This window comes from Prochlorococcus sp. G5PB11, from assembly GCF_059772425.1.
This window is the reverse complement of sequence record NZ_CM186287.1, coordinates 539,906-549,349: the sequence shown is the minus strand read 5'-3', so window position 1 is coordinate 549,349 and position 9,444 is coordinate 539,906. Positions and strand designations below refer to the sequence as shown.

Below are 9,444 nucleotides of genomic sequence, written 5' to 3'. Positions count from 1 at the left end.
CAAAGAAGAAATCATGGTTCGGACTAGGTGAGTTTATTGGTGGTATTCTGTTTGATCTCTACGCTCGTTACTAAGTTTTATACCACCACTAAACATTAGTAGGTTTTGCTCCATTGATTTTTGCAATCTTGCTCCAAGTCCAGTCGTAACTTTTATATTTGTTAATCCAGGTTCTCTTGATATCTAACGCCCAGAGAAAGAGCATTACAGGAAGCCACAATGCGACACAAAGCCACACAAATACGTATGTAAAGTAATTCATTTTAGTTTTTAGAGTTATTGGCTAATGTCAAGTGAGAACCAACAATTTCTACGCCTTCGTCTCACGGATTTTATATATGAAAATAAAAACGATTCTAAAAACTGTTGGATCTCTTCAAATTGTATTGGGTGTAATACTGATCCCTATGTTAATTTTTCTCAGTTGATACCATTGCCCCATCAGTCTCAGCTAAAACAATGTTATTTATGAGAGACTTTGTCGATATTGTCGCTGCAAGCAATATAGGTATTGGATTTTTATTGATAGTTGCAAGTTCCATTAGAGAACATGAATCTGCTCGGAAAGTTTTATTAGGTGAGCTGGGCTTGATGTCTTGCTTATTGATACTTGCAGTATTCAATATTCTTAACGTGGGAATTATTGTTGAGTCTGGTCAACCTTCACTTTATTGGATCCTCCTTATTGCTAACCCTGTTTTGTGTACCTATGGATTAATAAAAGACAAGCAATGGAGCACTTTTTACTACTCGCCCTAACTGCTGGGCTTCTCTCTGTATGAATGAATAATAAGGCTCAAAGCTATGCCATTACTGATGCAAAAGCCATTTGTGCAAATGCAGCAGTGGAAAAGATCCCTTACAAGGAGGCCTCACAAAAACTTGGTCTACCAGATTTTTTGCCCTCACCCTATCATGGTGTACCAAGATAGGGTGATTACTATAAGAATTAAATAACGTCTATCCATTTCTTGCAGCTCTACGTACTTATCTGGGCTTTACTGAAAGTCATCCGAAGGGTCTTCTGTTCCTTAGCGTTAACCTCTCAAATTTGTAGACAATTGATTTACAAGTCCATATCGATAAATGATCTTCTTATCAAGTTGAATGATTATTTAACTGTACCTGTTTCATTTCCTCTACGGCTTTTCTACCTTCTTTGAGTGTTCTAGAGATCCACCACATAGATATTACTAAAATCAAAACAGCTAATAAAGCGATTGATGATTGGGATGGATTCATTTACCACCATTACATTGAATAATCGCCACGACTGCAGAATTATATTTCTGACCTAGCTTTTCCATACAATAAATTTCTGCTGTGGTTTTAATAGCTACTGGCACTTGAGTTAGAGCTAATAACATCAGTGCAAATCCCGTTCCTGGTGCATGAATATTTAATTTAAAACCACTCATCCATGTTCTTTTAGGCATGCGTATCAATCATTTACTCTTTTTTTATAGCTATCCCTGGGCGATAGTTAATGCTTTTATTGATTTTTACCTTTATCAAAATCAATGTCATGAAAGCAGGATGAATTAACTCAACAATCATTTTTTAAGTTAAAAATATCCTGCAAATTAAATCCAAATGGCCTCTAACTTTTATATCGTTCATCACGAATTCAGAGCTGGTACTTCCGCTAAGTGGTGGGAAACTGCTTATTCAGCAATGGCTCCTGGTGGAGGATGGGATGAAGCTGTAGCAGCCAACAAAGAAAAAGGGTTTTTCAACCATTCAGCTAATGCTGTTACTCCAAATGGTCCTATCTACTGTATTTGGGAAACAAAAGAAGGGATTTCTATAGAAGAATTCCAGGAATTCATTGATGGTCCTACAGGGCCTGGTTTTGGACTGAGTGCATTAATGAATATCTGCAAGCCAATAGACACAACATTAATGAACGGACAAACTCCATACCCAAGAGTTTTTTCCTAAACCTGTCAAAATAAAAAAGCTCGACAGCCGATTGCTATCGGAACCTTGGGACTGACTCAGGTCAGTCCGTTCTTCTTTACTAGCCAAGTCAACTATTGAGTTCGAAACCCCACATTAGAAAAATCAAACCTAGGGCCATAGTCACAATTGGAGCATAAGGATATCGACTCATTTGATATTTAGTAGGCCAGGGTGACCAAGAGAAAAGCCTTTCTTCTCTAGTTATCTTTTTCTGCTTTGAAGATTTTGGTGGTAATCCAAGTTCTTTTCTTCTCTTTGCTTCTCCCATCGATTATTTGAATAAAAACAAAATAATAAGAGTTCTGCAATAAATCTGAAGAAAAATTCTTTTTTCGAGATTATGAGGCGGTTCTCGTCTGAGGCTTTAACTTTCAGGCGATGGCCTTTGGTTTAGTTTTTTTCCTTTGATTGATTAGAGGCCTTTTCAAGAAACTCCACAAACTCTTTTTGTTTAGCAGTAAGTTTCTCTTGTTCTTGATCTTCTTGTTCCCACGCTTGAAATTGAAAATAAAATATTGCTGCTAACGCTACGAAAATTAAAAGAAGTCCAGCCCAACCCCAAAATTTATGTTCAGTAAAAAGATTAGTCAAAGATGACTGTTCTACATATCTTGCATCCATTTCGCTTTGAATACGCCCAAGCCATGGGTCAGCAGTAATTATAAAATTTCCAATTAAATCATTCATAGCTGCAACATTCGGTTGAAAAAAGTTAGAGTTGCACCAAGTGCGAAATAAACCAAGCAGCAAATGTAATTTTTCCTAAGATTAGAAAAGGAAGAAACTTAAAAGCCTTCTTTTCGAATGCTGCTTTATCTGTTGAAGTCATAAAAGAAAGAAACCCTAAGGAAGAAAATTCTTAATGAAGTAAGGGAAAAAATCTCGAAAAACTTTCCCCCTCAAATTTGAGCTTTAGTCGCAACGGTTCTATAAAAGTCGTTACTCGCTCTAGCGAGAATAGGGACTGCTTGCTATGCAGTACAGCCCCCAACTCTAATTAATGGTGCTTCCGTATGACGCCACTAATTTAAATAAATTTAAAGAGTAATTATTTGATTTATGGATCGGTTGAGGTAGGGCTTTCCAAGCTTTGCTTGTTTTATAGCTTGATTTCACCTATATATATGACTGAGGCCAAACCTCATCAAGACATAATTGACTTTATATAGTACGAGTCGATTAATAACCCCTTTAGTTTTTGGAATTTCTAGAGGGGTTTCTTGTTGGTTATTGGTACTGCTGAATTTGATCGTAAAGAGAAGAAGGCCTTTTGATTGTTGTCCGATATTCACAAACTATGTCAGTAACTTCTTGACCATGAATCCAGCGGATTTCGCCAGAATCTACGTTGGCGATTTGAAAGAGTGAGGGTGCATCAGGATCACGAGAGCCGCCAACAAAAGTAAGAACTTTTCCAATTTGGTCCTTTTCATATAGAACAGTGTCACCTGGTCTGACTTTTAAAAATAGAGGCTCATCCATAATTACATTTTGACTAAATTTATCAACCAAGGGAAGTATCCTTTTAGACCAATTTTTAAATTCGTTGGTATTGACCTTATCGTTTAACTCCTTCAATTTTATTTCCTTGTCATTCGATACGTGATGTAGAAAAACAATCCAAGTATTCCAAGATTTGCTATGGCATATGTGATTGCTATTCCCATTAGCTATCAGCCTTATTTTTTCTAAGAAAATAAACCCAAGTAAAAAAGGCAATTAATAAGGTCGCATCAAGCGCAAGATGCCAAGGGGCTAAAAGGTTATGGACAAGTTCGTTCATTATTAGTTATCTATATCAACGAAAGCTCGCGTGACTTTAATTAGTTTTTTACAAGCTTGAAAACTACCTGCCAAGGTCAAAAGCACCGCAATTAATAGAACAACTCCAGTGTAATAACCTTTTAAACCCAAAACATATAAAAACAATAAGGCTGTCATCGTCCAACCAATAATTGTAGAAATACCTTTTTCATTCTTTCCTTCAAGAAATTGATCAAGTCCAACAGGCCAACCAATTATCAACATGAGGATTGAAGAAAGAGCCTTTTTCTCTTTTTCCCTGAGCATTTTTTAAGAGTTTTAAACCCATATTGCTGTTTTTTTAAGTCCTACAACCGATAGGTGAGCCTATAGAAATGATTGAAATTAAACGATAAAAGAAAAGCTTTGAAAGCAAGTATTAATAAACAGTGTTGGAAATCATTGGCTCATATTATTTATCCAATGTGAGGTGACTAATCTTTAGTTGGTAGCGAAATAACCTTGTCGAACTAGTTCATAAAATACGATTGCACCTTTTGCTTTTTTATCAATTAATGGTGGCGAGTACTTATCTAAAACAGCCGCTAAACAAGTGCTCCAAGCACTGCCTTCGCAAACATGCGCAGCCTGGTAAATGTGTTTCGGTGAAATTTTTAGACAACCTTGAGTACGAGAAACTTTAATACTTTTATCTGAGTATCTAGCTCTATCTCCAACATCTTTAATTCATCCTTTGTCATCTCTGAGCCTGAGGAATAGCATTCAAGTAATAATTGATAATTCATTTATTTTTCTTCTCTGTTTTCTGCTCAAAGCCATCCTTAAAATCAGAGCCTGATTTGTTTAACCAAGCGAGTAATGATGCTATGGGTAGCCTTATTAAGAGAGCTACTAGCCATTGATAAGTATCTTCCATTAAGTAATTTTAAACTTTACTGACTGAACTAATACTTTTTCTCATTATTATTAATTTACTAGGAAGTAGTCCCTGAGTAAATGCCGAGGTGTTAAAAGCAAAAGGAATCAAGTAGAACAGATTGATACGAATAGGAGGTTTATGAAACTAAGAACTCCACTTTCTATGATCAAAAATGCATTAAGTGATATTCGATCAAGGCATGATTTTAATTACGAAATCCCAGCTGAAACTAGAGAGGAGTTTTGGAATAAGAATGTGAAATCCATCCAACTTCGTCAACATGCAAAGTTTATGACGAATAATAAAAAAAAGATTTAATGGATGCTTTCGATCCTGCCCTTCAAAGTACAGCTGTAACAGGAGTTAAGCCTTTATTAACTCTGGCAATTTTTGCTGGAGTAGGCTCTTTTTTCCTTGGAGCACTTGTTACTGCTATCAGAAGAGGAATGAAAGAAGACGGTTGGTTCAAGTTCAAAAAAGAACAAAAAGAGCAAGACTAAGCAATTTCTTTTTTAAGTCTCTAATTTGAACAAAATCAATTGGAGTCAGTACAGATATATATGGAATTCTTTGATGAGTTCGAAATTATTAGTGGAATCATTCCTAATTTGATTGGCTTAGCAGTTTTTTGTGGGATGATTCTTTATTTTGATCAAACTAGAAAAGCAATAGTGAGACGAGGAGAAAAAGTACCTCCCCATCAATAAAATGATTTTCTTTGCCAAAGCTCAAATTATTGGTGGCAATTCCCTGACCTAATTGCTTTTGATTATTTCTTGGAGCAAATAGAAAAGAAATCAAAGAATCATTGAATGCACTTGAGGGAGGGAAAGTTGTTTATACCTGAATAGATTAGTTTAGAGAAAGAAAGTCATTCGCAATTATCTCTCAATAATTTTGCAGCATCATCATCCCCAAGATAAGCTGCTTTTCTCCAGTCTTCGCAGGCACTTTTCATATCACCCATTTCTTTCCTCACATTGGCACGATTAAAAAATGAATCTGAATCTTTTGGGGTAATTTTTAGAACTTGTGAATAGTCTTGAATTGCACCATCAAAATCTCCCTTTTTAAACTTGGCAATTCCTCTATTGAAATATCCATCCGCGTATAAAAGATCAAAATCTAAGGCCTTATTTTGATCGGAAATTGCACCTTCAAAATCACCCAAATTACGTTTTGCATTACCGCGCATTGAGTAGACGAGACAAATCTCAGTAGGTGAAAGTTCTAAAGCTATATTGTAATCGAGTATTGCATCTTCATAATCTGCAAGTTCGAATTTATCTTGTGCTCTATTAAAAAAATACTCATAGTTTCTTGCTTTTATATTTAGATCGTTCTTGTCTTTTAAAGCAATCATCAAGCCTGCACCGACAACTACAGCAGTCGATCCAACGACAAAGTCTTTATTTACTTTCAACAGAGATAAACCAGCAGCAGTCGCAACACCAACTCCTAAAGCAATCGCAGTATCTTTGAGTTTCATAGTTATCCACTACTTATATCGAAGGTGATTACCCTAATAATTATTTTGTAAAGCGACAAGTCGTGCTACCAACTTTGAATGTCGTTGAGAAGTTCTTGCGTTATCTGAGTCAAACAAATCCCCTCTATTATCAGAACTTTTATCTTAAGACTCGGTTCTCATAGTAGAGGGGAAGGCATTCAAAGTCATATTGGATGGAATGCCTTCCCAACATTTTTAGGAGAACTAATTATATCTTGTGGAAATCTATTTAATCATCTACTAAAGAATGTCAAAGGATCTTTCCAGAATCATGAGTTGTTTTCTACTTCCAAGCCCAAAGATGATGATGATGATGTGATTGAGTGCATGCAATTTGGTATTTGCACCTCTAATACTCCTAGACTGAAAAATATTCCGTTTGCTCCCACACTTTTTCATGTAGCAAATGTCGATAAAGGTGAAATTAAATTTGTGCATGGAGAGGAAGTAAGAGAAATAGTTTCCACATACGAACAAGAGGTTAAGCAAAGATTGGAAAGCCCTACCTCAACCGAACTTCAGTTTTAAAGAATTTGCTTTTATACTCTCTAGAGCAAGAGCGAGTAACTGGGTTCAAGGCTGTGTTGCGTTCAAGCTCTAGTCAGAGAAGGGGACAGTTGTCGAAATCCTGTCCCTTAGCTCTTTAACTCATTAAAAGTTCATTTGGTATGCACTTTTTTTGGTAAACAAAAACTCATGGTTAGCCTTGCATTTCCTACTTACTTGGCATAACCCTCTTCAATCTTAGATTAGGAGCTTTGAGTAACTATTAAGGCTGGTAAACTCTCCCTAAAAAGAGGGTTTTCTAGTATCGATGAATACTTTTGCTACAACAGATTTTTGGAAAATTAGTTAGTTTTCAAAAATTGGTCACTTGTTTGAACACTCCCTACCACGCAATAGTGTTTGGAATAATGCTCATTTTTTGTGGGGCTTCTCCTTGGCAAATGGGTGATGGAAACGACTTTATTTAAAGACAAAAAAAAATGACTGCTTCGCAAACCGTAACGAAGAAAAATTCCAAATATGACCTTGGTGAATTAATTGGTTTACTTTTGTTTGATTTTTGCGCTCGTTACTAAGCAATAGACCACCGCCTGAAAGTTAAAGCATTCATATAGGGGTCGCCAAATCAAAATAATCTCGAATCAACGTTTCTTCTATCAATCTGATTGAGGACTCTTATTGTTTTGTTTTTATCCAAATAATCGGTGGGAGAAGCAAAGAGAAAAAAGAATTAATATTTCTAGATAAGTTATGCATCCAGTTTAGAAGTCCGTTGTTTCAGCAATAAAAACGAAGAGGAATGAAAGAAGAAGGTTGGTTCAAATTCAGCAAATAAGAAAATGAGCAAGACTAAAAAATTGCTTTTTTAGTCTCAAATATATATCTGACAAATCGTAGTCGATAAAATACAAATGGAGTTATGGATGAGTTTAAATAATAGGTGGGATTATTCCTAACCTGATAATTTTTGTACTATTTCTTGGTGTGATTGGCTATTGTCTCTTCCTGCTTTTTCTAGAATTTGAATCGTTTTCTAATGTTGTATTAATCAAGCCTTGGAAGTCGCCAAAGGCAGAGGCAATACCAAACATCACAATAAAACTTAAACCAGCAACAATCGTCACAATCCAAGTACCTGTTCCCATATTGAGTGGTACTGCAAAAAAAGGACTAGGCATTCAAAAATAAATTACTAAGAACTCACCCTAAAGAGTTTTGATAATTAACGGTTCCTTCTATAAATAAAGAAATAAACAATCCAAAAGACAGCCAGGTAAATAAAGAAAACTGCTATTGGGTTTAAACCAACTACCGAAGCAAATTTCAGTCCTAAAGGAATTGCGGCAAGAATTACCCCATAGCCAAGAAGCCGAGTGAAAACTCCCCAGCTTCGGAAGTACCAGGACAGGACAAATCCAATGAGAACTATAATTGCGAATATTGCCATCTATTTTTTTTCTTTTTCATATCGTAATTAAATTTGGTAGAAGCTTGGTTGCCTTGCCAACTAAGAGTGCCCTTATACATTTCCTCAAGTTGTAAATATCTAATTGCTTCATTCGACATTGGATCAGGTGAAGGTGCTTCAATTATTTCCTCTTGAGGAATTGGCTCGACATGATCTGCTTGAGCGGTGAGAGGGCAAATAATCAAAAGAAGACAAAGAACAAAAGAAAAGATGTTTTTCATTGTTTTTCTGAGACTTTCTATAGGATGAGAAATTTTATGTTTTTTCAATTGGTGCCATTGTTAATCCTTTGCTGACCAGCTGATGATGATATAGCTCTGCCTGTTCAAGGGGGCCCCTCCAAACTTCCGCAGCACCTTCTCTATCTACTTCGACCGCAAGTTCCCATGATCTTTTTTCACTCATTCCTGGGATAATTATCACAAGACAATTTGCTACATGTTCAAACGAATTAAAATTGTCATCAAGAACTATTATCCTTGCTTCTGGATATTTTCTTTTTGTTGTCTTTGGATCCAAGACTGTAGTTGTTGAATCAGTAATTTGATCCATAAAAATGCGGGCCAATTACCCCAAGATAGATCGACTGTCAACTTAGCTTTGAATCTTCCAATCTGGATACTCCTCTTAGACTGGTTCTTCATGAAATCACCTTTTTAAAGGTCTAAAAAATATTCAAATAAAATGGCGGGTCTTCTGTTAGGCCAGTTATTTTTGAAACCAATGCCATTCTCCTGCGTTGGGTCGATGTAAGCTATTAATGACATTATGATTGGTATATGGGGATTCGGAATGTTCTTCGAATTGGGCATCCAGCATTGCGCACATGCGCAGCAGAGGTCCCTGATGCCTGGTTCGGCAGTCAACGTCTACAGCAGATAATAGACGATCTGTTCGATACAAAATTGTATTGTTCTGGAGCAGGTCTAGCGTCACCGCAGATCAATGAACCCTGGAGGATTTTCGTGATTGGCATGGGCCATAACCCTCGATACCCCGATGCAGATCCTTTGCCAGAACGTGTACTTATCAATCCTGTCATCAAATCAATTGGAAATGATTTAATCACTGGTTGGGAGGGTTGCCTTAGTGTGCCTGGTTTGCGTGGTCAGGTGAAGCGTTGGAAACGTATTCAGATAAAATGGCAAGATCGAGAAGGTGCTTTCCACTCAGAAGAGTTGCAAGATTTTCAAGCACGAGTCGCTCAGCATGAAAATGATCACTTGAATGGTGTACTTTTCCCTGACCGTCTTATCAGTCCACTAGGTTTTGGGTTTACGGAAGAGCTTCAGGCTCATGGACGGATTCCATAAG

Annotated in this window: 22 protein-coding genes; 8 read left to right on the top strand and 14 right to left on the bottom strand. The window is 36.6% G+C overall.

Annotated elements, in window-relative coordinates:
- Positions 1–88: 88 nt before the first annotated feature.
- Positions 89–262: a hypothetical protein gene (locus AC6EI0_RS03405; protein WP_498523072.1), complete on the bottom strand. Its 174-nt coding sequence runs from the start codon at positions 260–262 to the stop codon at positions 89–91.
- Positions 263–468: 206 nt separating this feature from the next.
- On the opposite strand from AC6EI0_RS03405, the gene AC6EI0_RS03400 reads away from it, so the two are divergent.
- On the top strand, positions 469–759 hold the full coding sequence (locus AC6EI0_RS03400) for a hypothetical protein (protein ID WP_498523071.1): 291 nt from the start codon (positions 469–471) through the stop codon (positions 757–759).
- 23 nt (positions 760–782) lie between these two features.
- Positions 783–932 carry a hypothetical protein gene (locus AC6EI0_RS03395; protein ID WP_498523070.1) on the top strand — a complete coding sequence of 50 codons (150 nt, stop codon included), beginning with the start codon at positions 783–785 and terminating at the stop codon, positions 930–932.
- 166 nt (positions 933–1,098) lie between these two features.
- Here the strand turns inward: AC6EI0_RS03395 and AC6EI0_RS03390 are convergent, their stop codons facing one another.
- Both AC6EI0_RS03390 and AC6EI0_RS03385 read right to left on the bottom strand, forming a co-directional pair.
- On the bottom strand, positions 1,099–1,242 hold the full coding sequence (locus AC6EI0_RS03390; RefSeq protein ID WP_498523069.1) for a hypothetical protein: 144 nt from the start codon (positions 1,240–1,242) through the stop codon (positions 1,099–1,101).
- The gene (locus AC6EI0_RS03385; RefSeq protein WP_498521190.1) at positions 1,239–1,436 is read right to left on the bottom strand and encodes a hypothetical protein; all 198 of its coding nucleotides are present in this window, start codon (positions 1,434–1,436) and stop codon (positions 1,239–1,241) included. Before AC6EI0_RS03385 ends, AC6EI0_RS03390 begins: the two co-directional genes overlap by 4 nt.
- 157 nt (positions 1,437–1,593) lie before the next feature.
- On the opposite strand from AC6EI0_RS03385, the gene AC6EI0_RS03380 reads away from it, so the two are divergent.
- The gene (locus tag AC6EI0_RS03380) at positions 1,594–1,941 is read left to right on the top strand and encodes a hypothetical protein (RefSeq protein WP_498523068.1); all 348 of its coding nucleotides are present in this window, start codon (positions 1,594–1,596) and stop codon (positions 1,939–1,941) included.
- Positions 1,942–2,029: 88 nt separating this feature from the next.
- Here the strand turns inward: AC6EI0_RS03380 and AC6EI0_RS03375 are convergent, their stop codons facing one another.
- The 6 genes from AC6EI0_RS03375 to AC6EI0_RS03350 all read right to left on the bottom strand — a co-directional run bounded on the left by AC6EI0_RS03375 (position 2,030) and on the right by AC6EI0_RS03350 (position 4,642).
- Positions 2,030–2,230 carry a DUF2839 family protein gene (locus tag AC6EI0_RS03375; protein ID WP_498523067.1) on the bottom strand — a complete coding sequence of 67 codons (201 nt, stop codon included), beginning with the start codon at positions 2,228–2,230 and terminating at the stop codon, positions 2,030–2,032.
- Positions 2,231–2,352: 122 nt separating this feature from the next.
- Positions 2,353–2,649, bottom strand: a complete 297-nt coding sequence (locus AC6EI0_RS03370) for a hypothetical protein (protein ID WP_498523066.1) — start codon at positions 2,647–2,649, stop codon at positions 2,353–2,355.
- 540 nt (positions 2,650–3,189) lie between these two features.
- Positions 3,190–3,681, bottom strand: coding sequence for a DUF3104 domain-containing protein (locus AC6EI0_RS03365; RefSeq protein ID WP_498523065.1), 492 nt, complete (start codon positions 3,679–3,681; stop codon positions 3,190–3,192).
- Between the two features lie 66 nt (positions 3,682–3,747).
- Complete coding sequence (locus tag AC6EI0_RS03360) at positions 3,748–4,032, bottom strand: hypothetical protein (protein WP_498523064.1); 285 nt, start codon at positions 4,030–4,032, stop codon at positions 3,748–3,750.
- 347 nt (positions 4,033–4,379) lie between these two features.
- The gene (locus AC6EI0_RS03355) at positions 4,380–4,511 is read right to left on the bottom strand and encodes a hypothetical protein (RefSeq protein ID WP_498523063.1); all 132 of its coding nucleotides are present in this window, start codon (positions 4,509–4,511) and stop codon (positions 4,380–4,382) included.
- Entirely contained in the window at positions 4,508–4,642 is a 135-nt protein-coding gene (locus AC6EI0_RS03350; RefSeq protein WP_498523062.1) for a hypothetical protein, read from the bottom strand. Before AC6EI0_RS03350 ends, AC6EI0_RS03355 begins: the two co-directional genes overlap by 4 nt.
- Before the next feature lie 141 nt (positions 4,643–4,783).
- Here AC6EI0_RS03350 and AC6EI0_RS03345 point away from each other — a divergent pair, with 141 nt between their 5' ends.
- Genes AC6EI0_RS03345 through AC6EI0_RS03335 form a run of 3 tightly spaced genes read left to right on the top strand, consistent with a single transcriptional unit; the run spans position 4,784 to position 5,352 of the window.
- The gene (locus AC6EI0_RS03345; protein ID WP_498523061.1) at positions 4,784–4,963 is read left to right on the top strand and encodes a hypothetical protein; all 180 of its coding nucleotides are present in this window, start codon (positions 4,784–4,786) and stop codon (positions 4,961–4,963) included.
- Positions 4,963–5,145: a hypothetical protein gene (locus tag AC6EI0_RS03340; protein ID WP_498523060.1), complete on the top strand. Its 183-nt coding sequence runs from the start codon at positions 4,963–4,965 to the stop codon at positions 5,143–5,145. Before AC6EI0_RS03345 ends, AC6EI0_RS03340 begins: the two co-directional genes overlap by 1 nt.
- A 39-nt stretch (positions 5,146–5,184) precedes the next feature.
- Positions 5,185–5,352: a hypothetical protein gene (locus AC6EI0_RS03335; RefSeq protein ID WP_498523059.1), complete on the top strand. Its 168-nt coding sequence runs from the start codon at positions 5,185–5,187 to the stop codon at positions 5,350–5,352.
- A 164-nt stretch (positions 5,353–5,516) separates the two neighbouring features.
- Here the strand turns inward: AC6EI0_RS03335 and AC6EI0_RS03330 are convergent, their stop codons facing one another.
- Complete coding sequence (locus AC6EI0_RS03330; protein ID WP_498523058.1) at positions 5,517–6,134, bottom strand: tetratricopeptide repeat protein; 618 nt, start codon at positions 6,132–6,134, stop codon at positions 5,517–5,519.
- Between the two features lie 297 nt (positions 6,135–6,431).
- Here AC6EI0_RS03330 and AC6EI0_RS03325 point away from each other — a divergent pair, with 297 nt between their 5' ends.
- On the top strand, positions 6,432–6,683 hold the full coding sequence (locus AC6EI0_RS03325) for a hypothetical protein (protein ID WP_498523057.1): 252 nt from the start codon (positions 6,432–6,434) through the stop codon (positions 6,681–6,683).
- A gap of 971 nt (positions 6,684–7,654) precedes the next feature.
- Here the strand turns inward: AC6EI0_RS03325 and AC6EI0_RS03320 are convergent.
- From AC6EI0_RS03320 to clpS, 4 genes are read right to left on the bottom strand one after another with little or no spacing between them, the layout of a single operon-like run.
- Entirely contained in the window at positions 7,655–7,840 is a 186-nt protein-coding gene (locus tag AC6EI0_RS03320) for a hypothetical protein (protein ID WP_498523056.1), read from the bottom strand.
- Between the two features lie 44 nt (positions 7,841–7,884).
- Complete coding sequence (locus tag AC6EI0_RS03315) at positions 7,885–8,109, bottom strand: hypothetical protein (protein ID WP_498523055.1); 225 nt, start codon at positions 8,107–8,109, stop codon at positions 7,885–7,887.
- Positions 8,088–8,351: a hypothetical protein gene (locus tag AC6EI0_RS03310; RefSeq protein WP_498523054.1), complete on the bottom strand. Its 264-nt coding sequence runs from the start codon at positions 8,349–8,351 to the stop codon at positions 8,088–8,090. Before AC6EI0_RS03310 ends, AC6EI0_RS03315 begins: the two co-directional genes overlap by 22 nt.
- 34 nt (positions 8,352–8,385) lie before the next feature.
- On the bottom strand, positions 8,386–8,682 hold the full coding sequence (clpS, locus tag AC6EI0_RS03305; RefSeq protein ID WP_498523490.1) for an ATP-dependent Clp protease adapter ClpS: 297 nt from the start codon (positions 8,680–8,682) through the stop codon (positions 8,386–8,388).
- Between the two features lie 227 nt (positions 8,683–8,909).
- On the opposite strand from clpS, the gene def reads away from it, so the two are divergent.
- Positions 8,910–9,443, top strand: a complete 534-nt coding sequence (def, locus tag AC6EI0_RS03300; protein WP_498523053.1) for a peptide deformylase — start codon at positions 8,910–8,912, stop codon at positions 9,441–9,443.
- The last annotated feature ends 1 nt before the right edge of the window (position 9,444 follow it).

What these genes read in the sequence shown, in the direction of transcription:
- AC6EI0_RS03405 (WP_498523072.1), bottom strand. Translation starts at nt 262, where the DNA reads ATGAATTACTTTACATACGTATTTGTGTGGCTTTGTGTCGCATTGTGG.
- AC6EI0_RS03400 (WP_498523071.1), top strand. Translation starts at nt 469, where the DNA reads ATGAGAGACTTTGTCGATATTGTCGCTGCAAGCAATATAGGTATTGGA.
- AC6EI0_RS03395 (WP_498523070.1), top strand. Translation starts at nt 783, where the DNA reads ATGAATAATAAGGCTCAAAGCTATGCCATTACTGATGCAAAAGCCATT.
- AC6EI0_RS03390 (WP_498523069.1), bottom strand. Translation starts at nt 1,242, where the DNA reads ATGAATCCATCCCAATCATCAATCGCTTTATTAGCTGTTTTGATTTTA.
- AC6EI0_RS03385 (WP_498521190.1), bottom strand. Translation starts at nt 1,436, where the DNA reads ATGCCTAAAAGAACATGGATGAGTGGTTTTAAATTAAATATTCATGCA.
- AC6EI0_RS03380 (WP_498523068.1), top strand. Translation starts at nt 1,594, where the DNA reads ATGGCCTCTAACTTTTATATCGTTCATCACGAATTCAGAGCTGGTACT.
- AC6EI0_RS03375 (WP_498523067.1), bottom strand. Translation starts at nt 2,230, where the DNA reads ATGGGAGAAGCAAAGAGAAGAAAAGAACTTGGATTACCACCAAAATCT.
- AC6EI0_RS03370 (WP_498523066.1), bottom strand. Translation starts at nt 2,649, where the DNA reads ATGAATGATTTAATTGGAAATTTTATAATTACTGCTGACCCATGGCTT.
- AC6EI0_RS03360 (WP_498523064.1), bottom strand. Translation starts at nt 4,032, where the DNA reads ATGCTCAGGGAAAAAGAGAAAAAGGCTCTTTCTTCAATCCTCATGTTG.
- AC6EI0_RS03355 (WP_498523063.1), bottom strand. Translation starts at nt 4,511, where the DNA reads ATGAATTATCAATTATTACTTGAATGCTATTCCTCAGGCTCAGAGATG.
- AC6EI0_RS03350 (WP_498523062.1), bottom strand. Translation starts at nt 4,642, where the DNA reads ATGGAAGATACTTATCAATGGCTAGTAGCTCTCTTAATAAGGCTACCC.
- AC6EI0_RS03345 (WP_498523061.1), top strand. Translation starts at nt 4,784, where the DNA reads ATGAAACTAAGAACTCCACTTTCTATGATCAAAAATGCATTAAGTGAT.
- AC6EI0_RS03340 (WP_498523060.1), top strand. Translation starts at nt 4,963, where the DNA reads ATGGATGCTTTCGATCCTGCCCTTCAAAGTACAGCTGTAACAGGAGTT.
- AC6EI0_RS03330 (WP_498523058.1), bottom strand. Translation starts at nt 6,134, where the DNA reads ATGAAACTCAAAGATACTGCGATTGCTTTAGGAGTTGGTGTTGCGACT.
- AC6EI0_RS03320 (WP_498523056.1), bottom strand. Translation starts at nt 7,840, where the DNA reads ATGCCTAGTCCTTTTTTTGCAGTACCACTCAATATGGGAACAGGTACT.
- AC6EI0_RS03315 (WP_498523055.1), bottom strand. Translation starts at nt 8,109, where the DNA reads ATGGCAATATTCGCAATTATAGTTCTCATTGGATTTGTCCTGTCCTGG.
- AC6EI0_RS03310 (WP_498523054.1), bottom strand. Translation starts at nt 8,351, where the DNA reads ATGAAAAACATCTTTTCTTTTGTTCTTTGTCTTCTTTTGATTATTTGC.
- clpS (WP_498523490.1), bottom strand. Translation starts at nt 8,682, where the DNA reads ATGGATCAAATTACTGATTCAACAACTACAGTCTTGGATCCAAAGACA.
- def (WP_498523053.1), top strand. Translation starts at nt 8,910, where the DNA reads ATGGGGATTCGGAATGTTCTTCGAATTGGGCATCCAGCATTGCGCACA.